The organism is Nostoc sp. DedSLP04 (genome assembly GCF_034530775.1).
GTDB lineage: Bacteria > Cyanobacteriota > Cyanobacteriia > Cyanobacteriales > Nostocaceae > Nostoc.
Genome location: NZ_JAVRCL010000080.1, coordinates 1 through 26369, shown reverse-complemented (window position 1 = coordinate 26369; position 26369 = coordinate 1). Strand labels below are relative to the sequence as shown.

General features: G+C 40.3%; 24 protein-coding genes and 1 CRISPR repeat array. Of the genes, 19 read left to right on the top strand and 5 right to left on the bottom strand.

The window, feature by feature from the left end; genetic code table 11:
- Nucleotides 1–465 precede the first annotated feature (465 nt).
- Nucleotides 466–2253 carry an aspartate--tRNA ligase gene (gene aspS, locus RMX89_RS30830; protein WP_322691625.1) on the top strand — a complete coding sequence of 596 codons (1788 nt, stop codon included), beginning with the start codon at nucleotides 466–468 and terminating at the stop codon, nucleotides 2251–2253.
- Between the two features lie 182 nt (nucleotides 2254–2435).
- Here aspS and RMX89_RS30825 read toward each other — a convergent pair whose 3' ends face one another.
- The gene (locus RMX89_RS30825) at nucleotides 2436–3074 is read right to left on the bottom strand and encodes a DUF4241 domain-containing protein (RefSeq protein WP_322691624.1); all 639 of its coding nucleotides are present in this window, start codon (nucleotides 3072–3074) and stop codon (nucleotides 2436–2438) included.
- 216 nt (nucleotides 3075–3290) lie between these two features.
- Between RMX89_RS30825 and RMX89_RS34625 the strand changes: the two genes are divergently transcribed.
- From RMX89_RS34625 to RMX89_RS30805, 4 genes are all read left to right on the top strand, one after another.
- A complete protein-coding gene (locus RMX89_RS34625) occupies nucleotides 3291–3662 on the top strand; it encodes a DUF3011 domain-containing protein (RefSeq protein ID WP_416212015.1) in 372 nt (123 codons plus the stop codon).
- Nucleotides 3663–4017: 355 nt separating this feature from the next.
- Complete coding sequence (locus RMX89_RS30815) at nucleotides 4018–5298, top strand: pitrilysin family protein (RefSeq protein ID WP_322674745.1); 1281 nt, start codon at nucleotides 4018–4020, stop codon at nucleotides 5296–5298.
- A 139-nt stretch (nucleotides 5299–5437) separates the two neighbouring features.
- Nucleotides 5438–6301 (top strand): fructosamine kinase family protein, encoded by an 864-nt coding sequence (locus RMX89_RS30810; protein WP_322674746.1) that lies wholly within the window; start codon nucleotides 5438–5440, stop codon nucleotides 6299–6301.
- Between the two features lie 289 nt (nucleotides 6302–6590).
- On the top strand, nucleotides 6591–7229 hold the full coding sequence (locus RMX89_RS30805) for a histidine phosphatase family protein (protein WP_322691622.1): 639 nt from the start codon (nucleotides 6591–6593) through the stop codon (nucleotides 7227–7229).
- 133 nt (nucleotides 7230–7362) lie between these two features.
- Here the strand turns inward: RMX89_RS30805 and RMX89_RS30800 are convergent, their stop codons facing one another.
- Nucleotides 7363–8232 (bottom strand): helix-turn-helix transcriptional regulator, encoded by an 870-nt coding sequence (locus RMX89_RS30800; protein WP_322691621.1) that lies wholly within the window; start codon nucleotides 8230–8232, stop codon nucleotides 7363–7365.
- Nucleotides 8233–8535: 303 nt separating this feature from the next.
- Between RMX89_RS30800 and RMX89_RS30795 the strand changes: the two genes are divergently transcribed.
- From RMX89_RS30795 to cas2, 11 genes are all read left to right on the top strand, one after another.
- Entirely contained in the window at nucleotides 8536–8787 is a 252-nt protein-coding gene (locus RMX89_RS30795; protein ID WP_194144152.1) for a DUF433 domain-containing protein, read from the top strand.
- Nucleotides 8784–9143 (top strand): DUF5615 family PIN-like protein, encoded by a 360-nt coding sequence (locus RMX89_RS30790; RefSeq protein ID WP_322691620.1) that lies wholly within the window; start codon nucleotides 8784–8786, stop codon nucleotides 9141–9143. Before RMX89_RS30795 ends, RMX89_RS30790 begins: the two co-directional genes overlap by 4 nt.
- A gap of 111 nt (nucleotides 9144–9254) precedes the next feature.
- Nucleotides 9255–11996 (top strand): CRISPR-associated protein Csc3, encoded by a 2742-nt coding sequence (locus RMX89_RS30785; protein ID WP_322691619.1) that lies wholly within the window; start codon nucleotides 9255–9257, stop codon nucleotides 11994–11996.
- A 17-nt stretch (nucleotides 11997–12013) separates the two neighbouring features.
- Entirely contained in the window at nucleotides 12014–13042 is a 1029-nt protein-coding gene (gene cas7d, locus RMX89_RS30780; protein ID WP_322691618.1) for a type I-D CRISPR-associated protein Cas7/Csc2, read from the top strand.
- Nucleotides 13043–13045: 3 nt separating this feature from the next.
- Complete coding sequence (cas5d, locus tag RMX89_RS30775) at nucleotides 13046–13804, top strand: type I-D CRISPR-associated protein Cas5/Csc1 (protein ID WP_322691617.1); 759 nt, start codon at nucleotides 13046–13048, stop codon at nucleotides 13802–13804.
- Nucleotides 13797–16079, top strand: a complete 2283-nt coding sequence (cas3, locus tag RMX89_RS30770; protein ID WP_322691616.1) for a type I-D CRISPR-associated helicase Cas3' — start codon at nucleotides 13797–13799, stop codon at nucleotides 16077–16079. The genes cas5d and cas3 overlap by 8 nt, the downstream gene beginning before the upstream one ends.
- A gap of 76 nt (nucleotides 16080–16155) precedes the next feature.
- Nucleotides 16156–16776: a 2OG-Fe(II) oxygenase gene (locus RMX89_RS30765; protein ID WP_322691615.1), complete on the top strand. Its 621-nt coding sequence runs from the start codon at nucleotides 16156–16158 to the stop codon at nucleotides 16774–16776.
- Nucleotides 16766–17602: a CRISPR-associated endoribonuclease Cas6 gene (gene cas6 / locus RMX89_RS30760; protein WP_322691614.1), complete on the top strand. Its 837-nt coding sequence runs from the start codon at nucleotides 16766–16768 to the stop codon at nucleotides 17600–17602. The genes RMX89_RS30765 and cas6 overlap by 11 nt, the downstream gene beginning before the upstream one ends.
- A 31-nt stretch (nucleotides 17603–17633) precedes the next feature.
- Nucleotides 17634–18227, top strand: a complete 594-nt coding sequence (gene cas4, locus RMX89_RS30755) for a CRISPR-associated protein Cas4 (RefSeq protein ID WP_322691613.1) — start codon at nucleotides 17634–17636, stop codon at nucleotides 18225–18227.
- 212 nt (nucleotides 18228–18439) lie between these two features.
- Nucleotides 18440–19444: a type I-D CRISPR-associated endonuclease Cas1d gene (gene cas1d, locus RMX89_RS30750; RefSeq protein WP_322691612.1), complete on the top strand. Its 1005-nt coding sequence runs from the start codon at nucleotides 18440–18442 to the stop codon at nucleotides 19442–19444.
- Nucleotides 19445–19457: 13 nt separating this feature from the next.
- Nucleotides 19458–19745 carry a CRISPR-associated endonuclease Cas2 gene (gene cas2 / locus RMX89_RS30745; protein ID WP_322674756.1) on the top strand — a complete coding sequence of 96 codons (288 nt, stop codon included), beginning with the start codon at nucleotides 19458–19460 and terminating at the stop codon, nucleotides 19743–19745.
- Nucleotides 19746–20011: 266 nt separating this feature from the next.
- Nucleotides 20012–21488: direct repeats of the CRISPR family, unit length 37 nt; unit sequence ATTGCAATTTATCAAAATCCCTATTAGGGATTGAAAC.
- 290 nt (nucleotides 21489–21778) lie between these two features.
- On the opposite strand, the gene RMX89_RS30740 is transcribed toward cas2, so the two are convergent.
- Entirely contained in the window at nucleotides 21779–22363 is a 585-nt protein-coding gene (locus RMX89_RS30740) for an NAD(P)H-dependent oxidoreductase (protein WP_322691611.1), read from the bottom strand.
- Nucleotides 22364–22524: 161 nt separating this feature from the next.
- Between RMX89_RS30740 and RMX89_RS30735 the strand changes: the two genes are divergently transcribed.
- From RMX89_RS30735 to RMX89_RS30725, 3 genes are read left to right on the top strand one after another with little or no spacing between them, the layout of a single operon-like run.
- Nucleotides 22525–22767, top strand: a complete 243-nt coding sequence (locus RMX89_RS30735) for a hypothetical protein (RefSeq protein WP_322674758.1) — start codon at nucleotides 22525–22527, stop codon at nucleotides 22765–22767.
- Entirely contained in the window at nucleotides 22764–23153 is a 390-nt protein-coding gene (locus RMX89_RS30730; protein ID WP_322691610.1) for a type II toxin-antitoxin system VapC family toxin, read from the top strand. Before RMX89_RS30735 ends, RMX89_RS30730 begins: the two co-directional genes overlap by 4 nt.
- Before the next feature lie 55 nt (nucleotides 23154–23208).
- On the top strand, nucleotides 23209–23697 hold the full coding sequence (locus RMX89_RS30725; protein ID WP_322666478.1) for an NUDIX hydrolase: 489 nt from the start codon (nucleotides 23209–23211) through the stop codon (nucleotides 23695–23697).
- Between the two features lie 172 nt (nucleotides 23698–23869).
- Here RMX89_RS30725 and RMX89_RS30720 read toward each other — a convergent pair whose 3' ends face one another.
- A complete protein-coding gene (locus RMX89_RS30720) occupies nucleotides 23870–24604 on the bottom strand; it encodes an amino acid ABC transporter ATP-binding protein (RefSeq protein WP_322691609.1) in 735 nt (244 codons plus the stop codon).
- Nucleotides 24597–26087 carry an ABC transporter permease subunit gene (locus tag RMX89_RS30715; RefSeq protein ID WP_322691608.1) on the bottom strand — a complete coding sequence of 497 codons (1491 nt, stop codon included), beginning with the start codon at nucleotides 26085–26087 and terminating at the stop codon, nucleotides 24597–24599. Before RMX89_RS30715 ends, RMX89_RS30720 begins: the two co-directional genes overlap by 8 nt.
- Nucleotides 26088–26369 lie beyond the last annotated feature (282 nt).

Sequence of the window (26369 nt, the reverse complement as noted above, 5' to 3'; positions counted from 1 at the left end):
AGGTACAGGTCGATGCATTAAAGGTACAGGTCGATGCATTAAAGGTACAGGTCGATGCATTAAAGGTACAGGTCGACAAACTTGTGTGTACACCGTAGCATTTGTGAAAGGGGATGAGAGCGTGAGGGATTTGCAAAACGCCTGTCGGATATAGTTTTCGGCTTAAGTTGACACCAATGGGCCTTGCGCCCCTACGACAGGTGTGGTTCCAATACTGCTCGGTTAAAGGGAAAAAGGAGTGGAAGGCTAGATATATAAAGTTTTTCCCCTTTAACATGAGTCCCTTTCCCCAAAACCCGACAAGTATTGGGTGTGGTTCAAATACATGAAAGATGCTGTATATATAGTGTGAGATTATTTGATTTTTTCTTTCACCAGAACTACTACAATTACTATTGATGCTAGATAATGGGAAGGCTTTGACATTTTCTTGCCAATCTAGCCCGGAAACAATAACTAAGACTTATGCGAACTCACTATTGCGGCGAACTCCGAAAAGAACATATTGGAGAAACTGTTACCTTTTACGGATGGGTAGACCGTCGCCGCGATCATGGTGGTGTGATATTTTTAGATTTACGCGATCGCTCTGGAACTGTCCAAATCGTCAGCGATCCGCAACGCACCCCAGATTCTTACGAATATGCGAACGCCCTGCGAAATGAATATGTTGTCGAAATTACTGGTAGGGTAACACAACGTCCCGAAGAATCGTTGAATACCCGCATCCCCACAGGCGAGGTAGAAATTTACGCCGATAAAATTGAACTACTCAATGCTGTTCGCAAACAGTTACCTTTCCAAGTTTCTGTAGCTGACACCGAAACAGTACGAGAAGACTTACGGCTGAAATATCGTTATTTGGATTTGCGACGCGAACGTATGGCGCAAAATTTGCAACTGCGTCATCAAATTGTCAAAGCCATGCGTCGTTATTTAGAAGATTTGGAAGGTTTTATCGAAGTCGAAACCCCAATCCTTACCCGTTCTACTCCAGAAGGAGCGCGGGATTATGTTCTACCCAGTCGCGTCAACCCTGGTGAGTGGTATGCTTTGCCGCAATCACCCCAGCTATTTAAACAATTGCTGATGGTATCCGGCTTAGATAGATATTATCAGATTGCCCGTTGCTTTCGTGACGAAGACTTACGCGCTGATAGACAACCAGAATTCACTCAGTTGGACATGGAAATGAGCTTCATGTCCCAAGAAGAAATTATCGAACTAAATGAGAATTTAGTTTGCCATATCTACAAAACAGTTAAAGGCATTGAGTTACAACGCCCTTTCCCGCGTCTCACTTATGCTGAGGGGATGGAACGCTACGGTAGTGATAAACCAGATACACGGTATGGTTTGGAATTAGTTGATGTCTCAGATATCGTCAAAGATTCTGGTTTCAAAGTCTTTCGGGATACTGTTACCAATGGTGGTATCGTCAAAATCCTCCCCATTCCCAACGGTAACGATGTAATTTCTAATGTCCGCATTAAACCAGGCGGCGACTTATTTAAAGAAGCCAGCGAAGCCGGTGCTAAAGGTTTAGCTTATATCCGCGTCAGAGATGATGGCGAAATTGACACCATTGGGGCGATTAAAGACAACTTAAGCGAAGAACAAAAACAAGAAATTTTACGCCGCACAGGTGCAAAAGCTGGACATTTGCTGTTGTTTGGGGCAGGGGAAGCTGCTACAGTTAATAAAACTTTAGATAGATTACGACAAGCGATCGCTAGAGAATTTAACCTAATCGATCCAGAAAAAATCAACTTGTTGTGGATTACAGATTTCCCGATGTTCGAGTGGAATGCTGACGAAAAGCGCCTAGAAGCACTACATCATCCGTTTACAGCACCACATCCTGATGATTTGAGCGAGTTAAAAACTGCACGCGCCCAAGCTTACGACTTGATACTCAACGGTGTAGAAATTGGTGGCGGAAGTCTGCGGATTTATCAGCGAGAAATTCAACAGCAAGTGTTTGAAGCGATCGGGTTATCTCCTGAAGAAGCACAAAGTAAATTTGGCTTCCTCTTAGAAGCATTTGAATATGGTACACCGCCGCATGGTGGCATCGCCTACGGTTTAGATCGTTTGGTAATGTTGCTAGCTGGAGAAGAATCCATTCGGGATGTCATTGCTTTTCCAAAGACACAACAAGCACGTTGTTTGTTAACAGATGCGCCTTCGAGTGTAGATGCTAAACAGTTGAAAGAATTACACGTTGCTTCGACTTATAAACCAAAGTCTTAACTCGACTTTATCCAATTAGGCGGCATAAACAGCAATATCGTTTGTTTCATTGCCAATACCAAACAAGCCAACCCAAGGTGCGCTCTATCACCCGTTGTTTTGGAAACAAAACAAACCCTTTGCGCTCTTTGGGTTGGAGTACTACTTGTATAATCCAACGGCAATTTTGATGATTTTAATATTCAAAACTCAGTGACAATGTTAACAATTTTATCTTCGGTGTCGTATCCAAAGTAGGTTGGGTAAATACCATCTCCATACCCTGATGAAAAGGCAATTATATTTAATTGGGTAGATTTATCTATACAAATATTTGCCCACTTCCATGTAGGTCTGTAATTTTTTCTTAATTCATCTTGAATCAGGTCTATCAAGCTTTCTTCTTGGGGATTAGCAATGTATGCATAGTATATTGAATCATCAAGAATCTTTACTGCATCAAAATCCATAAAGCAGCCAACTCCAGAATCAACTGGATAACCCAAGGTGTCATTTTCTGTAAGCGAAGCTAGTTCTTCATCAGAGCAAATACCTAATTTCCAACTTATGGGAGTTTCTTCGCTAATACGAATTATGGCATAAGCCACTCTTTGGTCATTATTTCTTGGATAATGAGCAACAATTAAGAAAACAGGATATTTACCAATTGGTAAAGACTTTTGAAAAGCTTCACTATCAGGAAAAGCAAGTGGGTCACAAGCTACTAATCTTCCTGAAGTTAAAATTAATTCCCCAACATAATGGGTTGTAAATGTAATATCTCCAATTGAACTAGATAGTTTTTCACCTCTTAAAGCTTTATAAAAATTAATAGTATCCATTTTTGTATAACGTTTGAAATAGATATTGTAGCATAAGTATAGTTCAAACCCTTGCAATGCTTAAGTGCTTGATAGAAGCTGTTGTCTTTGATGAAGTTAAAAGTGCAAATATTTTTTGCATTTAATCTGATTTATGCATTGGCTATGAATGCAATTTGCTAGAATTACTATAGTTTTTGTTTCTGAAATTTGGAAGAAATCTAGCATTTTATTATTATGATTATGCGCCTTCCCACAATTGCTGCGACCTTTCTGGTTGCTAGTCTTGGTATCGGTACACTTTTGAGTATTGCTGCCCCAGCTTCGGCTCAAGAGATAATAACTTGTGCAAGCCAAAATAATCGAAGGAATACTTGTTCGGTAAATGCAAGAGGCAGAGTGAGGCTTGTCAGGCAATTGTCTAACACCAGTTGTAGAGGAAATTGGGGCTATCGAAGAAATCGTATTTGGGTGAGAAATGGTTGCCGAGCTGAGTTTTCAATTGGCGATCGCAGAAACGACAGATATGACAGAGATAATAGGAACGATAGATATGACAGAAATAATAGAAACGATAGATATGACAGAAACGATAGATATGACAGATAGGAGACTGGGTATTGCATCAATATAGTTAAGCAGAAATTAAGAAACTTACTTCTGCTAACTTTTATAAGTAAAGCCCTTATCAACTCTAAGAGGGCATTGATTTCTACCTATGTTAATCAGACATTGCTTTCAACAGCGTGTCTAGTAAGCATCTATCCAGAGTTTCAAAACTTTGGATAGATGTTTCGGGTATATACAGCTAATTTCAAGTTGATGAAGTACACAAGCTGTCAAGTCTTCTTTGCGTATCTTGCTAATGCGATCGCTTCTTTTTTTGTAGAGAAGCGATCGCAGTGTTTATTTTATAGTCGCAGATAAGATAAGAGAGTAACATGCTCCTCACACACAAGTAGCAATGACCTCAACCCTGCGGAAACTTCCCCGTCTCAATGCTCCGACGCTGCACCAATTGCCCAATGGTTTGACAATCATTGCCGAGCAAATGCCAGTTGAAGCCGTAAACCTTAACTTATGGATAAAAGTTGGCTCTGCTGTCGAACCTGATGCTATTAACGGCATGGCTCACTTTTTAGAACATATGATTTTTAAAGGAACAGAGCGACTGGCAAGCGGCGAGTTTGAACGTCGAATTGAAGAACGGGGTGCTGTTACTAATGCCGCTACTAGCCAAGACTATACTCATTACTATATAACTACTGCCCCCAAAGATTTTGCCGAGCTTGCGCCACTACAAATAGATGTAGTATCGAATGCGAGTATTCCTGATGATGCTTTTGAACGTGAGCGATTGGTAGTTTTAGAAGAAATTAGGCGTTCAGAGGATAATCCCCAGCGGCGTACATATCGGCGGGCGATGGAGACAGCTTTTGATTATCTACCCTATCGCCGTGCGGTATTGGGGCCAGAATCGGTGATTGCCGGACTTAAACCCCAGCAGATGCGAGATTTTCATGCTGATTGGTATCAACCCCAGTCAATTACGGCTGTGGCTGTGGGCAATTTGCCCGTAGAAGAATTAATCGCAACTGTTGCGGAAGGATTTACAAAAGCCACTAAAACTCCCCACTCCCCACTCCCTACTCCCCACTCCCCCCTGAATCCTGAATCACCATTTACAGAAATTGTTCGTCGAGAATTTATTGATGAAAGTCTGCAACAAGCAAGACTAGTAATGGTTTGGCGGGTTCCCGGAATGACTCAGTTAGATTGTACCTATGGATTAGATGTTTTAGCCGGAATTTTAGGACACGGACGGACATCAAGACTGGTAAGGGATTTACGGGAAGAACGGGGATTAGTTTCTTCAATTTCTGTGAGCAACATGAGCAACGAGCTACAAGGGGTATTTTATATTTCAGCTAAATGTGCAGTGGAAAATTTAGCAGTTGTAGAGGATGCGATCGCTCAACACATTAGCAAACTACAAACAGAGTTGATAACAGAATCAGAGATTGCCCGTATACGGCAGCGAGTAGCTAACAGATTTATATTTGGCAACGAAACACCAAGCGATCGCTCTGGGTTGTATGGTTATTATCAGTCTTTGGTGGGAAATTTGGAACCCGCCTTTAACTACCCGGCGATAATTCAGAGCCAAGATGCAACAGACTTGATGCAAGCAGCCAAAAAGTATCTATCTCCAGATGCTTATGGTGTAGTTTTTGTCAAGCCGTAAATTAAAAATTAAAAATTGGGAATAGGGCATGGGGCATTGGGCACAAGAGGCAGAGGGGAAAGACTTACTGCAACTTCTCCCTTGCTCCCTTGCTCCCCTGCTCCCCCTGCTCCCTCATCCCCCACTCCCCAATTGAATCATGTGGACTCAAATCGACACCCATATTAGTCAGATGACTGGCGAAAAATTTCAGAGTCAGCAACGGCGATCGGTTGGTGGCGGGTGCATCAACCAAGGTTATGCTGTCTCTAATGGTGAGATAACCTACTTCGTCAAACAAAACCTTGCATCCCAAGTTGCAATGTTTGAAGCTGAGGCGTTGGGTTTAAAGGAAATGCTAGCAACAGCTAGTATTCGCATCCCCAAACCAATTTGCTGGGGTACTGCTGATAATTCTAGCTACATCGTCCTGGAATGGTTGGAACTTGGTAGCGGTAATAGCAATTCGTGGCTAGAAATGGGACGCAAGTTAGCGGCGATGCATAAAACTAGCAATAGTCAAGTTTTTGGATGGAAAATTAACAATACTATTGGTTCTACACCTCAAATTAATACTTGGACAGCAGACTGGACGGAATTTTATATTAAACATCGCCTGGGTTATCAATTTCAGTTGGCAAGGCGACGGGGAGGTAATTTTCCCCAACAAGACAAGTTACTAGCAACTATCCCGGAACTATTGGCGGATCATCAGGTGCAACCTTCTTTAGTACATGGCGATTTATGGGGCGGAAATGCTGGGTGTACTGCATCGGGAGAACCAGTGATATTTGATCCAGCAACTTATTTTGCGGATAGAGAAGTTGATATCGCCATGACCGAATTATTTGGTGGTTTCCCTGCAACGTTTTATAAGGGTTACAACGAGGTGTTTCCGTTAGATGCAGGCTATGAGCAGAGAAAAACGCTTTATAACCTGTATCACATTTTGAATCACTTCAATTTATTTGGGGGTAGTTACGATTCGCAAGCCAATAGGATGATTGACCAGATTTTACGATAAGGGATGCGGATTAAATTAAAGTGCAAAACTAGTGACACGGCGTCGCGGAAAGTGCCACGAGACACAAGGGAATCAGTGCGGTCTTCGGGCTTTGCCCCAAGTGGAGCATCTAGCGGCGTCCTTACTTCAATAATCCCACGTTTTTAAATGTGGGTTCCCTTCTGCCTCACTTCGACTACGCTCAGTGACCACCTGCCTTCTGAATTTGTCCTGGTGTCACAGACTCGATTGCGAGATTGATGGTATTTTATTTTTGCACAAACTCCTTTATCCCAATCGCATACAAGCTATGACACTCAATTTATATTTACTGCGACATGGAGAAACTACCTTTAGTCAAAGTGGTAATTTCTGCGGTGAAACTGATGCGGAGTTGACAACAGAGGGGATGCAGATGGCATCCGCTTTTGCCGATGTTTATCAACAATTGAAGTGGGAAGGGGTTTATGTTAGCCCAATGAAACGCACAATTGCAACTGCCAAGCCATTTTGTGATGCTATCGGTATAGATATGCAGTTGCGTGACGGACTTAGAGAAGGTAGTTACGGCGAATGGGAAACTAAGAGTAAATCGTTTGCCCAAGAGAATTACGCAGAAAACTATCTAAAATGGGTGACAGAACCCGCTTGGAATGCACCACTAGGTGGAGAAACTGCGGTAGATATTGCTAACCGTTCTATGCCTGTAATTGCTGAAATTCAAGAAAAACATCCCCAAGGTAATGTTTTAGTAGTTTCTCATAAAGCTACGATTCGGATTATGCTTTGCAGTTTACTGGGAATTGATTTGGGACGCTATCGCTATCGGGTGAATATTTTGGTCGCGTCGGTAAGTATGGTTAAATTTGACGTTAATGGCCCCTTGTTAGAAATCTTAGGCGATCGCCATCATATACCCGATCGTATTCGCTCTCGTGCGGGAACATAATATAGCGGTTCTGGTTTGGGTGCAATACAGTGTGACCTCTCTCCAAACCTCTCTCCTAAGAGGAGAGAGGCTTTGAGTTTTACTCTCTTTCCAGCAATCAAAAGTTTTTCCGCTTCCCTCTCCTCGTCAAGACTTAACTCCTGGTTTCGATGTCGTATAACTGGCAGAGGGTGAGGAGTTTTTGTTTAAGGCGATCGCGCAGACTCTCAGGTGATACAATCACGCAATCTTCCCAATAGCGCGAAACTTCTCGTATCAACCAAAAATCATTAACTACTCTTCGCACGACTTGGCGAACATCTCCAATTACTTCATCTTTAATGTCATCTTCTTTAGGTTGATAAGCTTTAACTAAGCCTTGGCGAAAATGCAAGTACACTTCTAGATAACCTAGTTCTCCACGCCAATTTCCACTGGCGGGTATAGTTGCCATTGATTCGATGCGGTCTAGACGCAAGCACCGATTGTGCCATAGTTCTGGTAAATCAGGAATATCGTTTTCTACGTCTTGAGTTTCTTCACACCAAATCATTAAGTAAAAACGTCTCTCAAAGAAACGAACTTCAGCATAGCGAACTGTATATGCTAGTTCATCACCTTGAGAGTTTTGATAAACAAGGTAGAAAGGCTGTTGTCTCTTGATTAACTCTTCAATTTGAATTCGCCATGCAGGAGCAGGTTGACTCAGTTGTTTCATCAGCGATTGACGCAAGGGAGCTTCAATATTACTACGCTCTAACAAAAGTGTAAGTATAGTTTGAGCTTCCCCTATCTGACCTGCATCACTCAGAGCTTTGATAGCTTTGTGTAAAGCGTTAACTTGGTTTGAGTCAAGGGTGAAAGGCTTTCCGACCTCTACAGATTGTTGTGCAATCGCCACTATTAAGCCCGAAATACTGGGTTCTTTGCCCCAAGTAATATTGAGTTGGCGAGCGATCGCTTCTAGTTGTTCCTTAGTTCCTGGCGGAATTGACAGTGTAATTGTTTCTTTTTTTCTTGGCATTCCCAAAATATACTTGCACTTTTAATTTAGTTGTGCCATAATTCTATTTATAATTGTAAATCAGGATATTAACCTCAAGTGCATGGACAGATAGAAATAATTGTGTTCATTAAGGGAAGTGTAATCACATTACTTTGATGCTCTTGCAATGGGGTTATCAAAGAAGACATTAAAAAAGCCTGAGAGTAACTCTGGCTGACCAACCCTGATAGGGATTTGTTTGCAAAAATAAACTGTCCAGAATTTCCCTTAACTCCAATATTTGTTTCGATAAACCTTGTATTAGAGGTCATCGTATAAACCATGAACGAACAAACATTACTAGAAAGAATTACATTTAACCCCCAAATCTTTGGCGGTAAACCCATTATTCGAGGTCGTCGCCTAGCTGTTGAACATATTTTAGGAATGTTAGCAGTAGGAGATACTATTGAAACTTTGCTAGAAGCTTATCCCTGGTTAGAACGGGAAGATGTACAAGCCTGTTTAGTCTATGCACGAAGGTTAGTTGGTCATGAACGAGTTGAACCTTTATTCATAGAGTCCCCAAGGTGAAGATACTACTAGATACTTGCATTAATGCTAGGGTGCGTACCGATTTACAAACGGTTGGGTATGATGTAGTTTGGTCTGGAGATTGGTCAAAAGATCCAGGTGACGAGGAAATTTTAGCAACCGCCTATCGTGAAGGTAGAATTTTAGTCACCCTTGATAAAGATTTTGGAGAGTTAGCAATTTTGCGGGGAAATCCTCACTGTGGTATTTTGCGCTTAGTTAATCTCTCAACGAAAGAACAATCAATAGTTTGTTTGCGGGTACTTCAGCTTTACGGAAACGAATTATTCTCCGGTGCAATTGTAACTGCTGAATTAGATAGAGTCAGAATTCGCCCACCTGAAAATAGGGCTTGAAAATTCATTCAGTAAAAACTCGTAGTAGTGGCGCAATAAATTAAGACAGACTATGGTGTTTGTTGACCACTTTGTGAGACTGAGTTTGGTATTAAATTCATATCTTTCAACATGATTAAGCGCAATAGGCTTTTAAATCGTCCTCCTAAGTCTTTGGAGGAGCGTTACTTCACTGAAATTCGCCCCCAGCTTTACGAAAATCATGCACATCATCATCAGTACGGCGTAAGAAAAGGTACGACCCTTGCAGAACACCTCGATTCTGCGTGTCAGTTCATTTTGACAGTTAGCCGAATCGCAGAAGTCCCAGAAGATAAAAGACCTTTGCTACTAGCTGCAACTGCTGTTCATGACCTGAATAAATTAGATACCCAAGGACGCAATGTTAAAACCCTGGCTAGAAATCAGGAATTTTTACGAGAACAACTTGAAAAAGCTTGTGTACTTAGCTTTGTTGTTTCAAAAGATGATTTGGAGTTAGTCAGAAAGCTAATTGAGCGCCATTCAGGTCATAACGTCAGCGATGGAGCAAGATTTTTACCAGAAGACCCAAATATTGAACGTTGGGCGGCGATGCTTACAGCTGCGGACTTATTTGATTTAGGAATTCCAGATGCACAACGTTTTCGCAAACTCGAAAAAGAATTAACCGTTGCTTTTGGACGAAGCTGTAACCTTTTTAGAATCAGCATTTCTGAAGACAAAGGCTATATTACAGCCCTATTGCTGGGTGCTTGCGAAGAGGTTTTGCAAAAGTATGGGTTAAATCCTTTAGCAATTTTCCCTGATGGCGAACTTTTTGAAGGAGAAGCATTATCAAACGTAGATTTTACAAAAGAAATAGCTGCTGTTTGGCAAAGTAAAATTGACCAAGTTTTTGGGAATAATATCGAAAGACTTGTAAGAGCTACTAAAGATGGTATTAAAGTTACTCATCAAGCCATCCAACAAAACATTGAGGAAGTTTTGGTAAATGTTGAGGCTCTTTTAGATAGAAAAAAAGCTGGTTATAAATCAGACAAGATTGCTAAAGATGTAACTAAGTGGGGTGAAGCGGCTGGTGCAGATGCACTAATAAAAGCGGCTGAACTTCAGTTATTACCTGTAAACAACGCAGAAGAATTTGCTATATCTGAGGGGTTGAAAGCAGCTTATCTTAGTTACCGCGAAGCCGGATTAAGCCCCAAAGAAGTTTGGGATAAAATCGCTCATCATACGGGTATATCTGAACTTCAGCGTACTGCAATTGAGCCATTTAATGGTCAATATGGGCGACCTTTATTTGCTGCTAAAGCTGCTGTTAAAGGAATTGAGGGTATTAAAGAAGCTCTACAAGAATCTTTTCAACTAAGAAAGGAAACTACACAAATATCTGACGAAACAGAAGTATCTGAAGAAATGATTGCAGCCGTTAGCAGAATGGTAAATTTACCTTTTGCTATTCGGCTAAATGGAGGCAATGATTTAAATGCTTATGTAGAAGCAAATCCCAGACAAAGATGCTCTTTAGGTTCTACTTCCACTGATATAGATGAACTAATTTCAGATAATATGCCTCCTGGTACAAAAGTCCAAGCTTTTTCTAACCGCTTACCGGGTGGTATCAGTGCTGAACCGAAAAGACAAGCAGATTCAATTGCAGCTTTAGCGTACCAATTAATGGCAGTCGGGGCGAATTTCCCTGCTGTCAAAAAACAAGACCCGCTTTATTTGCACTTAGCATTACCTAAAGGTTCTGCTCCAGAACTGTTGAGGATTTGGCGTGAACTTTTAAAACAACTTGCAGCAACAAATGCTGAAGGTGGTACTGTCACAGTTGATGAATTGAAATTATATAAAGATAACCAGCTTGAATTTAAAGCCAACAAAGTAGTTGGTTTAGCATTGCCAAAACGTCCTGATTTTGTTCACACATCTGTGATTATTCCTCTAGTTTGGGGAGATGTTAATAATTCTTTAGCTTTACTAAAATCACTGAGGCTTGCTTTAGAAATTTCCTTGTCTTTAGATATTGGCTTTGCTTTTACTCTCAGTGGAAACTTAGAGGTAGAAATATCAGCTAATACAGTTGATGATAGAATTTTTGGAAGAGTAGAAGGAATTCCATCTGCACTTATACGTCTACTTGGAAATGGTCAGTATAAACGTTTTAAGAAAGAAGAAACTAAAGAAGATAAAGAGACTTTAAGTGCAGAAAGAATTCTTGAGCGACTACGTTGCATTGGCAAACTAGCAACATCTGTTGCAAGTATTCAGAAAGCCGATGATTGTTTGTATGATTTGGCTCGTGCTTGTGTCAGACCAATTAAACTTTATTATGTCTTACTACGTTGGACTCTACGAGAACAAGACGAACCAAACTTAAGTGTTATTTGGAGTCGTATTTGTGAACCGTTAAATACTTTACTGGAGAGCTTTATGCCGGATGAAAACTTACTCTTAACTAAATATCTTAAAGAAGCTGCTCAAGTTGCAGCAGAGGGAAAAATTTGGGGAAGTTCTTTTAAACGAACTGCTCAAGCAGAACCCTTTACAGCCTTTATTGCTGCTATTCGTTCTCAAAAACCTTATTTGGGTTTAGATGTAATTTTTGCTGCTTTAGTACAACAATATCATACTCGCTTAGACCGTATCCGTGAGCATCACGTAGGTGCGACAAAGTATGAACAGGTCAAGCGTTATTACGAACTATTACGAAAACTATATGAGGAGGTTTATTCAGGACGTCCTGAAAAGTTTTTATCTGACCAAAAAACTTTAGAAGCTGCTTATTTATTCTTCCTTGAAGAAGCACGTAAACAACTTAAAAGTCAATCTGAAGATGATTTTGTCGATACAACTACAACTGTTTAAATAATTAGGAGTTTATCATGTCTATTTCAAAACTTTCTTCAGTTCTAGCAACAAGTTATGAGAATTTCCCCAAAGGACGTTTTATTACTTTAGTTGTTTTAAGAACAACGCATTCTGAAACTATCTTTCGCACAGAAGGTTCAGGTGAACCAATGTGTAGCGAATTTGTCCCAGCTGGTTTAGAGGGTGAAAATCAAAAAACTATAATTCAACGTTTGGTAATGACTAAACGTAAACAAGTAGCACCAGAAAGACGCTACGGACGAGAACATTTAAGAGCGCATGAGCTTTTATACACTAACCCTAAAGATGGCTCTCTTTGTTCTTTAAATACTAATGCACCTTGTGAAATGTGTGTAGATTGTTTCCTCTACGGCTTCGCGGCTGGTGGGGGTGGCGCTCAAAAAAGTCGCATTTGGACTGAAGATGCTTTTAGTATTTTACCTGCTAGTGATGTTGTAGGCGATCGCACCATAAATGCCATCTACGAAACCGGCACAATGCGCGATGAAAAAGGTAACGCCTCAACTGCTTTAAATACCAGCGAATACATCAAACCAGGCGTGCATTTTTTGGATGTCGTTACCCTAAAAGATGTAACTGCTGATGAACTGCGCTATATCATCGGTAATATTCTTTTCACAAGTCGTTATGGTGCGGTTTCCAGTCGTGTTGGACGCATGGAAAACGAGATATTAGGTGTATTTGGTAGTATTACCGAACTTCCTAGTTCTCTGGAACTTGTACAAGCTACTTATGATGTCTTAGGTAAGCCTTTAGAACACCCTTTGAATATTAATCAATTAATTACTGCAAGCAAACAAGTAATTGGTAATTGGAAAAATAAGAGAGGGGTTTCTGTGCAGCTATCTGAAGAAGAATTAGCAAATTTATTAACTGATGTAGAAACTAATTGGTCAGAAGCTGAACGTGATAATTTTCTTAAGCGTTTAACGCAATCCTATGAATCCTTCCGTCAGGTTGCACCTGAAAAGAAAAAGGCTAAGGCGAAAGGCAAGAATACACCAGTTGAAGTAGAGATTTAGGTTATGTCAACAATTCCTTTTCAGCAGGCAAAACTTGTTGAATTATACTGTCTTGAACCAGTCTTTTTTGCCTCTAGGGAGTTGTCTGATACCTATTACACTGAGGGGGTAATTGGGAATTATGCTCTTACCTATGCTTTAGGTAAGGTAAATTCCCCCTATCGCCTCCAAGGTCAGGCTACAGGACGACCAACCTACAAAGAAGATTTACAACCAATAGCGCAGGATTTTTATATCTTACCAGCTTCACCAGTAGGTAGAGTGACATTCAGATTTGAACGTTTCAATGCTCTTTCTGATGCTTACTGGTATGCAATGACTAATAACCGTGTTGCTACTGCGCGGGAAGATTTACCATTACAACGCCAAGGTAAAAAACCAAGTTCATTTAGACCAAGTAATTTTCCGCAAACAGGAAGACTACGAATGATTGAACGCAAAAATAAATTTCAAACTTTGGTATTTGGAAATTACCAATTACCAAATTATATTCGCCTTGGTAAATTCATGAGTAAAGTCAAGGTGAATGTACTTAATGAATTTTCTGTGACTTTACTACCAGAGAGTGAATATCAAAGTCAACACTATCTAAATGCTGCTGATTTACCACAGCAAATAGAGGCTTTAGCGTTCGATTTAATTTCCATTCCTCCTGCACCCATCATTAAAAATCTTCGTTTTCGGGGTGCTGCTTGGCAAATTGGAGAAATGATTGTACCAGCATGTTTACATTTTTGCGCTAGAGAAAGTAGCAATGAGTAATCAAAACTTAGTTATCAGATTAGAACCCCGCAGTATTTCAGCTTGTCCATCACCAGATAAAATATATTTCATAGAGAATGCACTTCAACACCAACTAGATGTATTTGAACAATCTCAAGATGCAGATATTATCCTTGATTTAGCGCCAACTGGCACAGGTAAAACTAAAGCAGGATTAGCAGTATTAAAACATCAGCCAAATCAAAGTGCTGTTTACATTGCTCCCACTAATGCTTTAATTGAACAGCAAACAGAAGCAGCAAAACAGTTCGTTCGTGATGCTAATTTACCTCATGTTGTGAAATCAGCTTCAGCTAAAGATATTAAAAGCTGGCCTGACGATAAAGTTGGCCGTCGTTCAGGAGAAAAGCTGTATAATGTTTTGCGAAATCCCGCTACAATTTTCGATGATGTTGGGGCGAATACACCAATCCTTTTGGTAACAAATCCTGATATTTTTTACTATGCAACTTTCTTTGCATATAACAATTTGGATAGAGGCAATATTGCTGCTGGTTTTTACACCAAATTTTCTACAGTCATTTTTGACGAATTTCACCTCTATGATGCTAAACAGTTAGTAGGAATGCTGTTTTATCTTGCTTATTCTCATGTTTTTCGGTTTTTTGAAAATGGACGCAAGGTAGTTTTACTCACAGCAACACCAGAACCAGCTTGTGAATTAGCATTGCAGAATTTAAAACAAGCTGGTGTGAAAATAGCAAGAATTGATGGAGAAGCAGGTAATACTAATCTTTTACCATCACAAACAGCAGTTAATCTAGAATTAAGACCAAAACCAGATAGTAAAGAAGAGTGGTTAGCAGAGTTAGCAGCAGAAGTTTTCCAACGTTTTCGAGAAAGACCTGATGAAAATGGCGCTGTAATTTTGGACTCTCTTGATAATATTAATCGTCTATCAGATTTACTGCGACAGCAAGGACTTGGTGATGACATCGGACGCATTACAGGCCCTGCACCGAAAAAAGATAGACAAAGGGCTATGCAATGTAAAATCATTTTGGCTACTAGCACGGTAGATGTAGGATTTAACTTTGAAAGACATCCTAAACCAAAACGGCAAAATTTAGATTGGTTGATTTTTTCAGCACGCGATCGCGCCGCATTTTGGCAGAGAATTGGTAGAGTAGGGCGTGTTTTGGGTAAATCTGAAACCAATATTGATTCAGAAGCTATTGCATACTTACCTGCTAACGCTTGGGATGAAGGTTTAACCTCTCTAGATACTACTGGGGGACGTACCGCGCTAAAAGACTTACTTGAAACACTTCCCTGTTTAGATAAGCCTTTTTTAAAAGCTTACTGGCGTTCAGAAGCATTTCTGGAAATTGCCCGTCCCTTGTTGGAATTGGAAGAAATGCTTGAAGGTTTAGCTGAGGAAAAATTGATTTTGGATTTGTTCAATACTCTAAAATCTATTTTTGACGGAAACAGAACTTGGGATGATTATCGCTATAGAATGAAACTTTTGAGAGGTGCTGAAACTATTGCGAAAAAAACCCCCAAAGAAATCAAAAAGGATTGGAAGTATATTAAAGGTGGTCAAGCCTTTGTTAAAACTTTTATCAAAGCAAATTTTAGTGAAGATTGGGCAGATTTACAAGCCGGACGAGCCACTATAGAAGAATACGTAAACTCATTGCTTAAACAAGATGATCGTGTAATAGCTGAATTAAAAGAATTTGCTGAAGTTTTTAGTACCAGTTATGCACCATTATTTGATTTTCGCTCTAGTCTATTTGAAAGTCTTTCCATTCGTGACCCTCATGGTTTTATTTTAGATGAATCAGAGGAAACAAGACTAGATCCTTTTCACCTATTGCGCTATTACGAATTTATCCAAAATGGTGATTATATTGAAGTCACCAGTCGCGCTCTTGAAACTTATCAATTGAGTTTTCGATTGCGTTATACTGATAACTGGCAAGAATTTATCAGTACAGAACTGAACAAACTAACAGCTTTTAAAAATTGTCAAATTATCCGCAGTGCTGGAGGAGCAATACGACCCACACCTCTAATACAAGCTTTGAATAAACATCTTTTACCAGGAGTAATTATTTGCCCAATAACAAATGCTGCTGTTATTTTTCAATTAAATAAACAAGTAATTATTTCTTATCCAATAATCATTGATTGTAATGATATGGAGAAAGAATATAGATTTTTTACAGGTTTGTCAGGAATTTTAACAATGGCAATGAAGTTTAAACAATTACGTCTTCCAGATGATGAAGTTTTTATTGCAGGATAAGTAATTAAATTCTCGCACCAATGGTGCGAGAATTTGTAGAACATCAATTTATAAGCATATTTCTCTCACATCCCCAGTGAAATACTACCAACAACAAACCAACGCCTTCCCCAGCGATTACCTCAACAACTTGTGGGGAGAAATCCAAGCTTGTCCTTACTTTGCTATCAACAACCTCAACCGCGATTTTGTCGCCACTAAAGGATTTTCTGTAGTGTTCCAGCGTTCTGGATTAGCAAAAGTAGAACAGCAGTTTCCCTACTTCAAGCCTTACCTTGATTTGGCTCTCCAGCCGAGTTGTAATGCTTTTTACCTCAATCCTTTACAGCTAAAAGAAGGCTCCCGCGTCGATCCGCATATCGATCGCTCCCTGCGTTCCTACTCCAAAACCATTGAACCGCCTGCGGTTGTCAGTGTGCTTTATGTGCGCGTACCAGCAGATATGGAAGGGGGGGAATTGGTATTGCGATCGCACAAACGCCAACTTGGGCAAATTAAGCCCCAATTCAATACTTTGGTTTATTTTCAAGGTGATTTAACTCATTCGGTTAACGCTGTCAAAACCCCAGGAAATCGCTTAAGTCTCGTTTGCGAACAGTATAGTTTGAGTGATGCTGAACTCCAGGAAATCCCTGAGTTTACTGTAGAGTCAAGAATCACTCAGTCTACAACCAAAAAGAGAAAGTATGCCTCATAGTTTAGTGTTGAATTTGCTACCTCAATCGCCTATTCCACCACAGTATCTTACAGGTAGACATCTCCACGCCTTGTTTTTAACTCTTGTTAGTTCTGTAGATAGCACATTAGGCGATCGCTTGCACGATTCCACTGCTGACAAAGCTTTCACCCTCTCCCCTCTACAAATTAATTCCCCCCTTTTGAAGGGGGGTAAGGGGGGATCTAAATTGCAATATTCACATCAACAACCCATTCCCGCCGGAACTCCTTGTTGGTGGCGCATCTCTTTATTAGATGACACTTTATTTGGCAAACTTACCCAACTCTGGCTAAATCTTAATCCCAATCGCCCTTGGCATCTTGGCCCGGCTGACTTGTATATTACTAGTATTCAAGGCACATCCCAATCTATCCAACCTTGGGCGAATGCCAATACTTATGCTCAATTATACGAAGAAGCTAGCGATCGCAATTCTTCCATTAACCTTTCTTTCTCCACGCCTACCGCCTTCCGTCAAGGACAGTATGATACTACCCTTCCTACTAGAGAATCTGTATTTAATTCCCTACTTTCACGGTGGAATAAATACAGTGGCATAGAATTGACTCGGATTGCGATCGAGTCAATATTTCCCTCATTTGTCAACATTCACACAGAAATATTAGCTGATTCTCGCAGCAAATTTATTGGCATTATTGGCGAAGTTAACTACAAGATTTTGGGAGCAGTTGAACCCATACAAATTAAGCAAATTAACGCTTTAGCTGATTTTGCTTTGTATGCAGGAATTGGTCGCAAAACAACAATGGGTATGGGGATGACACGGCGGCTGTATTCTCCATAATTCTAATAATCATTTAAAAACCACCTAAGTTATGAACCAAACTGAATATATTTCTATTGCGGCATTGAATCAATATGCCTATTGTCCGCATCGCTGTTGGCGGATGTTTTGTGCAGGGGAATTTACTGATAATCAATACACAATTGAAGGCACAACTTTACACGATCGCGTCCACACTACAAGCGATATACAGCGAGGAGAAACTTGGCAAATTAGAGCAATTTGGCTAAAGTCTGAGCAATACAAACTCATCGGTAAATCTGACTTAATTGAAGCCGAATCAGGTCAAGTTTATCCAGTGGAATATAAACGAGGGCGTAAAGGCGAATGGGATAACGATGAGTTGCAAGTTTGCGCCCAAGCCTTATGTTTAGAAGAGATGACAGGACAATCTGTAACTACTGGATATATCTATTATGCCCACTCCCATCAACGGCAATTAGTAGAGATTAATGCAGAGTTACGGCAAAGTGCGATCGCTACTATTGAATCTGTCACAAATCTCCTAGAAACAGGAGCAATGCCAAAACCAGTTTACAGCAAACGTTGCCAAGGATGCAGTCTTTATTCGCAATGTTTACCCAAAGCAACCGATAAGGTCAAAAGTTATCAAGAAGTCAATTAAATCATACTCTGGTAAATTCTTGCTTGAGGACATATTAACTTTCAAGACTGTTCAAATAAGATCCCCCCGCCTGTGGCGACCCCCTTAAAAAGGGGGTAAAGGAGGAAGATAAGCCCCCCTTTTTAAGGGGGGTTGGGGGGATCTTCGCGTAGTAAATAAGCTAACAAAATTGTATTGATTTTGATAACTTTCAATTAATTAAGGATTAAATCATGGGAACACTTTACGTAACACAAGCTGATGCTTTTATCGGTAAAGTTGACGAACGTCTCACCGTCAAAGCTGAACAAAAAACTATCATGGATATTCCTTTAATTAAACTAGAGGGAATTGTAGTACTAGGACGAGCTACTATTTCTCCCGCCGTCGTTAGTGAACTTTTAGAACGTCACATTTGTTTAACATTTCTCACACAAAACGGACGATATTTAGGGCGTTTAGAACCAGAAGCTACTAAAAATATCTTTGTTCGTAAAGCCCAATGGCAAGCTGTGGGAGAATCAGAACCAGCAATACATTTAGTTAGAGGATTTGTGCGAGGTAAATTAAAAAATTACCGCCACACTTTACTTCGCACTCAGCGAGAACATCCCGATGTTGATTTGAATAATAACATCACTCGATTGGAAAACGCGATCGCACCAATCGAAAAAACTAACAGTATTGATTCCCTCAGAGGCTTAGAAGGTGCTGGTAGTGCAGCTTATTTCGGTTGTTTTCAACAGCTAATCAAAACCTCAGAATTTATATTTGAAGCCAGACGCCGCCGCCCACCAACCGATCCAGTTAATGCGTTATTGAGTTTTGGGTATTCATTGCTACGTCATGACGTGCAAAGTGCTTTAAATATTGTTGGTTTCGATCCCTATCTAGGATACTTACACGTCGAGCGTTATGGTAGACCTTCCCTAGCCTTGGATTTAATGGAAGAATTTCGTCCTTTAATAGTGGATGCTGTAGTGTTGTCCCTGATTAACAAGCGATCGCTAACCCTAACTGACTTTACCACCGAACCGCTCAGTGGTGCTGTGTCTTTAACCAAAGAAGGACTGCATACATTTCTTCGCGCTTATCAACAAAAGAAACTATCGAGTTTTAAACATCCAGTTTTGGGAAACAAATGCACCTACCAAGAATCCTTTGAAATTCAAGCGAGGTTATTAAGTAAGTACCTCATGAACGAAATCGATAAATATCCCCCTTTAATTCTCAAATAACTCCTCCACTTCTATGTATATTGTTGTCAGCTACGACATTCCAGAAGATAAACGTCGGACTAAAATCCATTCGATTCTCAAATCCTATGGACAATGGATGCAACTGAGTGTGTTTGAGTGCGATATCACTCTGACTCAGTATGCTAAACTGCGATCGCGTTTAGCCAAATTGATTAAACCCGACACTGACAGCGTTCGTTTTTATTTTCTCTGTGGCTGTTGTCAGCGAAAAGTCGAACGCATTGGCGGAGAACAGCCACGAGACGAAACAATTTTCTTTGCTGAGTCTCCTTCTAGCTAGGTTTCTGCATCTCAAATGCGCGGAAGGGTAGGTGTAAAAATTTCACAGCCAAAAAAAATGCTTCTATCCCAACTCCAGCAAGGCTTTGAAGCCATTAGTCGCCTAATCTTCATCCGCGCAATCCCTGAAATGCTTATCAAAATACGATTTCAGCCTTTAAATTTTCCTGGCGCTCTTTCCAAACGAATTCTCTAATGCTATGATTGCTCGATAATCGCGCAACCGCACCTTGAAAACTAAATACAGCTTGGCTTTCAGGCTCCCGCATTGCAATTTATCAAAATCCCTATTAGGGATTGAAACAAAGATTGTATCACAATGGCTACAGAACAACCAAATTGCAATTTATCAAAATCCCTATTAGGGATTGAAACCGCTTCATGGTCAAGGATGAACCCCAGAATATCATATTGCAATTTATCAAAATCCCTATTAGGGATTGAAACAGTTTCGGGAATCATCGCGATATTGACGCAAAGCCCTTGCAATTTATCAAAATCCCTATTAGGGATTGAAACCATAACAGCCTCAGAAAAAGCCGCAAAGATGATGTTATTGCAATTTATCAAAATCCCTATTAGGGATTGAAACCTTCTGAATCGCTCCGTTACGTAACCGGGTAGCCAGGATTGCAATTTATCAAAATCCCTATTAGGGATTGAAACGCAGAGATAGTAGTACTTTGATTTTGTGGAAGCACCTTGCAATTTATCAAAATCCCTATTAGGGATTGAAACGCAGCACTACTTTGTGGATAACCATAAAGCGAAAGTTGCAATTTATCAAAATCCCTATTAGGGATTGAAACATAAGGTGCTTTCTTACCGCGCCCACCCTTTGATATTTGCAATTTATCAAAATCCCTATTAGGGATTGAAACCAGACCCAGAATGCAACACGAGATAGCAAAACTATTGCAATTTATCAAAATCCCTATTAGGGATTGAAACGTGGAGATGAAGCTGTGATCGCTTATATCAGCCAGCGTGATTGCAATTTATCAAAATCCCTATTAGGGATTGAAACTTTAATTTGGTCAAAAGCGATCGCTCTAACTAATTATTGCAATTTATCAAAATCCCTATTAGGGATTGAAACTCTTTTTCTTGTAGGTGGGTGCATCACCAAATTTATTGCAATTTATCAAAATCCCTATTAGGGATTGAAACGGGTATTTGGATGAATTAAGAACAAGAAGTAGAGCATTGCAATTTATCAAAATCCCTATTAGGGATTGAAACTCCATTCCTCTATACCACAGACATAGCATCTATCATTGCAATTTATCAAAATCCCTATTAGGGATTGAAACAGGCAGTGCCAAGATGTTGCGCTGTTGCCGGGGTATTGCAATTTATCAAAATCCCTATTAGGGATTGAAACCAATGCGTAATAGGTGAACGGTGAGATGAATGTGAATTGCAATTTATCAAAATCCCTATTAGGGATTGAAACAAACAGGCAGAAATTAAAAACTTAGATTGAATAAGGATTGCAATTTATCAAAATCCCTATTAGGGATTGAAACAGTGTATCACTGGTGAGCGTTCGCCCAATACAAATTGCAATTTATCAAAATCCCTATTAGGGATTGAAACGCTCTTTTAAAAGCTTGTGATTTTAACTTAGAAGCTATTGCAATTTATCAAAATCCCTATTAGGGATTGAAACAGAAACCAAAGAAAAGCTTTTATCTAAATCATCGAATTGCAATTTATCAAAATCCCTATTAGGGATTGAAACAGTGCGAGTCGTTTATGAACAAGCTGTATGGCATATTTGTTTACTTACAGCGAATTTCAAGTTAGTGACCTACACAAACTAAGTATCAAAACCAGGTATAAAGCCTGTTTTACTTCTAAATTCTGACTCCTGAATTCTGAATTCTACTGTATATAGGACTCATATTTGATTGCGTGAAAAAAACTCAGTACACCTTTATTCCTTCTTCCCAGTCCCCAGTCCCTACGATTAATTCAGAAATCAAATCGGATTGCTATAGGTGTTCGTTATTTACTGAACACCTGAAGAATTTAGTTAAGCTTCAGCAATATCTTTGTTAAGCCATCGCCTAACTGCTCAATAGATTGTTGCTGTTTCGGATCTTTTAACGTGCCATCAGCATCAAAGGCTTCATAAGCTTTGGGTACTGCTATTTGATCGGGAAGTACCAAAACTTTGATGTTTCCCAAAATAGAGCGCAGGTGAACCAACCCCCGCAAACCACCAAGAGCGCCTGGGGAAGCGCTCATAATACTAGCAACCTTCCCTGCAAAAGCAGTCAAAGCCAAAGGTGCTTCATTTTGATATGGACGGGATGCCCAGTCAATGGCGTTCTTCAAAACTGCTGTGAGTGAACTGTTATATTCTGGCGAAGCAATCAGTAATCCTTGATGAGAAATCATCAAGTCCTTAAACGTGCGGGCATTGGCTGGTAGTCCTTCTTGAGCTTCCAAGTCTTCATCATACAAAGGTAAGGGCAAATCGCGGAGGTCTATATAAGTCACTTCTGCGCCTGCTGCCTTAGCGCCAGCTGCGGCGATTTTTACCAGTTTTTTGTTGTAAGAATCTATCCGGGTGCTGCCTGCAAAGGCGAGGATTTTCGGTGTAGATGCCATAATTCTAGGTTGAATGGGAAGGATTAACCTGTTCAACTGCATTATCCTGTTTTCAGGCGATCGCTGTTTGCTACTTTTAGAGTTTCTTTACAAACTATCTCTAAGTTACAAAATTACACTAATTCTAGTGAAGACTGAAAATTTGCCTTTGGAGTCGAAATATGAATGCTCACAAGATAGAAGTCGTTTTAACTGAAGATGGAACTTTGACACTACGCGGTTTACCCTTTCATGCCGGAGATGCTGTGGAAGTGATTATTCTGGAAACGAAAACTTCACACCACCAAGCAGCGCCAAAACCCAAATTTGAGACAAATCCAAATCTATTACACAACACACAGCCATACCGTTATGACGACCCCACAGAACCCGTAGCCCTAGAGGACTGGGAAGTTTTGCAATGATTGTACTTGATACTCATATTTGGGTTTGGTGGGTTCAGAACGATTCACGACTGACTAAACAACAGCGACAATGGTTACAACATTACGAGTCTGGCGGTTTAGGAATCAGCATTCTTTCTTGTTGGAAAGTAGCTAAATTGCTAGAGAAAAAGAGACTAATTTTACCTTTAGCTATTGATAAATGGCTAGAAGCTGCTTTAAGTTATCCAGGAGTACAACTATTAGATTTATCTGTGCTGATAATCATTGATTCAACTCAATTAAGCGGCTTCCATAACGACCCATTTGACCAACTTATTGTGGCTACAGCCAGATTTTATGATTGTCCTTTGTTAACTTCAGATGCCAAAATTCTTAACTACCCTGGCGTGAAAACACTGAAGTAGATTTAGATCGCTGTTTGCTACTTTTAGAGTTTCTTTACAAACTTTCTCTCAGATTATGGCGAATTGGTCAGATTCTTATCTCGGCAAGTTACGACAAATTGTAGGCGATCGCTTACTTCTATTATTTGGCGCACGTGTGATTATAGAGGATAATTTGGGGCGCGTTTTGTTGCAAAAGCGGAGTGATTTCAAACTTTGGGGGCTACCTGGTGGCTGTCCAGAAGTAGGTGACTCTGCCGAAGAATGTTCAGCACGAGAAGTTTTTGAAGAAACTGGTTTAACAGTTAAGCGTTTTGAAGCTGTGGGGTTTTCTTCCAATCCAGCTTTTGAAACTGTAACTTATCCCAATGGCGATCGCGTCCAAAATTTCATTTTAATTTTGCGAGCCGTTGAATGGTCAGGCAGTCTCGCTTGCTTAGATGGAGAATCGCTGGCGCTGGAATTTTTTGATTTAGCTGACTTACCTACGTTAATGCCAAACGATCGCCCTGTTTTAGAAAAGTTTCAAGAATATAAAGAAAGCGGCAAATTCCTGATGTTCTAAGAGGGTGTTTGAAAAATCTAAATTATTACTAGCCTTGGCGACTAGAAGTCACGGCTACACAGACAAAACCCACCTACGTGGGTTAAAGAGTTTGATTTTGTGTTAGTCCGCGCAGGCGGACTTTGCTTGTGTAGCCGCGATTTCCAATCGCCCAAAACTTTTCAAACATCCTCTAAAGCATTTTTTCCAAAAACTGCTTGGCGCGATCGCACTGAGGATTTTGGAAAAACTCGCTAGGAGTAGTATCTTCTGCTAAACTTCCCCGATCGAGGAACATAATCCGATTGGCAACTTCTTTGGCAAAGCCCATTTCATGCGTAACAATCGCCATTGTCATTCCAGATAGTGCTAAACCTTTCATCACTTCCAGCACATCTTTGACCATTTCGGGATCTAATGCAGAGGTGGGTTCATCAAATAAAATCATCTCTGGTTCCATTGCTAATGCACGGGCGATCGCTACTCGCTGTTTCTGTCCCCCAGATAATTTGGATGGATACACAGACACTTTTGATTCTAAACCTACCTTCTTCAGCAATTCTAAGCCATGTTCTGCTGCTTTTTGCTTGTTTACTCCTTTCACCTTTATCGGGGCGTAGGTGACATTTTCTAGCACATTCATGTGGGGAAACAAATTAAAATGTTGAAATACCATCACTAAATGCTGGCGTACTTTCGCAATGTTTGCCTTGGGATTGGTAATTTCTTGGTCGTGAAAGTAGATTCTCCCTCTGGTGGGTTGTTCTAACAAGTTTATGCATCGTAAAAAGGTAGACTTACCTGAACCAGAAGGGCCTAATATGGCAACCACTTCCCCTTGGTAAAACTCAGTGGAAATATCTTTGAGTACGTCGAGTTTGCCAAAGGATTTAGATAAGAATTCCGTGCGAATGATTACATTACTCACTTTCTCGTAACCTCCTTTCTAAAGCGGATGCACCCAAGGTCATACCCATTACCAAAACATAGTAGATTAACCCTGCAAATAACAGTGGTTCAAAATAAATATATTTGTTTGCACCAACGATTTGGGCGCTGCGTAATATTTCCACTACCCCAATTGTTGACACCAGCGCGGAATCTTTAAGCAATCCGATAGTTTCATTTACCAATGCTGGGAGAATGTTCTTCAAAGCTTGGGGCAAAATCACATCCCACATCATCAACCAATAGGGAACACCCATAGACATCGCCGCTTCACTTTGTCCTTTATCCACCGCTTGAATCCCACCTCTGATGGTTTCCGACATATAAGCGCCAGAATTCAAGGTAAAAGTTAACACCCCAGCCTCCAATGCAGAAATGTCATAACCTGTAAGCTGAGGTGTTGCATAGTAAACCAATGCTAACTGTAATAACAAAGGTGTACCTCGAAAAACAGAGGTGTAGGCGTTAGCAACCCAGGTAAGCGGCTTGATGCCGAGAATTTTTAACAGAGACAAGATTGTTCCCCAGATTAACCCCAAGGTTACAGATAATAGGGTAAACAACAAAGTTAACGGGATTCCCCGCAGAATAAAGGGAATGTCAGGAAGAATTCTGGTGAAGTCGAGATTCAATCCGCCTTTGGCAGGAGTTGAAGATGCAGAATTGGCGGCAGTATTCTGTGAAAACCATTTGGTGACTAGTTTAGCCAATGTACCATCGTCCTTCATTTGTTGAAGGACTTTGTTAAACGGTTCTACAAAAGAAGAACCTTTGGGAAAAGCGATCGCCGATCCACTTGCCTCTTCTGAGGGAATTGTATTAAATTCTAAATCTGGGTTAGCTTGGGCGAATCCTTTAGCGACGGTATCTTCAACAATTGCGGCATCAATTCGCCCAGATTTGATTTCCTGAACTACTTCCGGCACTTTATTGAGTTGCTTTAGCTGAATACCTGCAACTTTTTTAGCAATTTTCTGAGCATTTTGTTCTTGTATCGTTCCTAGTTGTACCCCAACTTTTTTCTGTGATAAGTCTTGGGGTTGCTTGAGATTGCTACCTTTAGGAGCGACAATCGTATCTTTGGCTTCGTAATAAATAATTGAAAAATCAATGTTTTTTTGACGTTCTGGAGTCGGAGTCATCCCAGCCATGACAAAATCAGCGCGATTTGCTTGGATTGCAGGGATTAATCCATTAAAATCAGATTCCATTATTTGAAGTTTAAACCCTAATTTTTGAGCAAGGGTTTTGGCTATATCTATATCAAAGCCAACGATTTGGCGATCGCCTCCTTTCGTATCATAAAACTCATAAGGAGGATAATCTGGGGAAGTAATCATCGTCAGCGTGTCTTTCCCTAAAGGTGAAGCAGCTTTTAGAGAATTAATATGTCCTGTGATGATGCTGATTCCTACTACTGCTACAACCAGTATCGTCAATAGCCATCCTTTTTTTTTCTTCATAAAATATTCCGCACTTAAACTGCTACATCAATCGAGCAAATAATACCTGTGATATCATGTCCGCTTGATTGCTTATTAAACCCGAAGAACCCCACCCCGCCAAAGCTGTGCTTTGTCTCCCCTCCCCGCCTGCGGGGAGGGGTTGGGGGTGGGGTTCTTTTATTATGGGTAATTTGGCAAACATGATATTATGCCAATGCATCGGCTTGTTATGCCAATGCATCGGCTTGTTATGCCATTACATCGGCTTGTTATGCCATTACATCGACTTGTTATGCCATT

Bases quoted from the DNA above. Each gene is read 5' to 3' on its own strand.
- cas3 (WP_322691616.1), top strand. From the start codon at position 13,797: ATGAGTAATCAAAACTTAGTTATCAGATTAGAACCCCGCAGTATTTCA.
- RMX89_RS30825 (WP_322691624.1), bottom strand. From the start codon at position 3,074: ATGGATACTATTAATTTTTATAAAGCTTTAAGAGGTGAAAAACTATCT.
- cas6 (WP_322691614.1), top strand. From the start codon at position 16,766: ATGCCTCATAGTTTAGTGTTGAATTTGCTACCTCAATCGCCTATTCCA.
- RMX89_RS30815 (WP_322674745.1), top strand. From the start codon at position 4,018: ATGACCTCAACCCTGCGGAAACTTCCCCGTCTCAATGCTCCGACGCTG.
- cas7d (WP_322691618.1), top strand. From the start codon at position 12,014: ATGTCTATTTCAAAACTTTCTTCAGTTCTAGCAACAAGTTATGAGAAT.
- RMX89_RS30740 (WP_322691611.1), bottom strand. From the start codon at position 22,363: ATGGCATCTACACCGAAAATCCTCGCCTTTGCAGGCAGCACCCGGATA.
- RMX89_RS30715 (WP_322691608.1), bottom strand. From the start codon at position 26,087: ATGAAGAAAAAAAAAGGATGGCTATTGACGATACTGGTTGTAGCAGTA.
- cas1d (WP_322691612.1), top strand. From the start codon at position 18,440: ATGGGAACACTTTACGTAACACAAGCTGATGCTTTTATCGGTAAAGTT.
- aspS (WP_322691625.1), top strand. From the start codon at position 466: ATGCGAACTCACTATTGCGGCGAACTCCGAAAAGAACATATTGGAGAA.
- RMX89_RS30805 (WP_322691622.1), top strand. From the start codon at position 6,591: ATGACACTCAATTTATATTTACTGCGACATGGAGAAACTACCTTTAGT.
- RMX89_RS30730 (WP_322691610.1), top strand. From the start codon at position 22,764: ATGATTGTACTTGATACTCATATTTGGGTTTGGTGGGTTCAGAACGAT.
- RMX89_RS30725 (WP_322666478.1), top strand. From the start codon at position 23,209: ATGGCGAATTGGTCAGATTCTTATCTCGGCAAGTTACGACAAATTGTA.
- cas4 (WP_322691613.1), top strand. From the start codon at position 17,634: ATGAACCAAACTGAATATATTTCTATTGCGGCATTGAATCAATATGCC.
- RMX89_RS30795 (WP_194144152.1), top strand. From the start codon at position 8,536: ATGAACGAACAAACATTACTAGAAAGAATTACATTTAACCCCCAAATC.
- RMX89_RS34625 (WP_416212015.1), top strand. From the start codon at position 3,291: ATGATTATGCGCCTTCCCACAATTGCTGCGACCTTTCTGGTTGCTAGT.
- RMX89_RS30800 (WP_322691621.1), bottom strand. From the start codon at position 8,232: ATGCCAAGAAAAAAAGAAACAATTACACTGTCAATTCCGCCAGGAACT.
- cas5d (WP_322691617.1), top strand. From the start codon at position 13,046: ATGTCAACAATTCCTTTTCAGCAGGCAAAACTTGTTGAATTATACTGT.
- RMX89_RS30810 (WP_322674746.1), top strand. From the start codon at position 5,438: ATGTGGACTCAAATCGACACCCATATTAGTCAGATGACTGGCGAAAAA.
- cas2 (WP_322674756.1), top strand. From the start codon at position 19,458: ATGTATATTGTTGTCAGCTACGACATTCCAGAAGATAAACGTCGGACT.
- RMX89_RS30735 (WP_322674758.1), top strand. From the start codon at position 22,525: ATGAATGCTCACAAGATAGAAGTCGTTTTAACTGAAGATGGAACTTTG.
- RMX89_RS30785 (WP_322691619.1), top strand. From the start codon at position 9,255: ATGATTAAGCGCAATAGGCTTTTAAATCGTCCTCCTAAGTCTTTGGAG.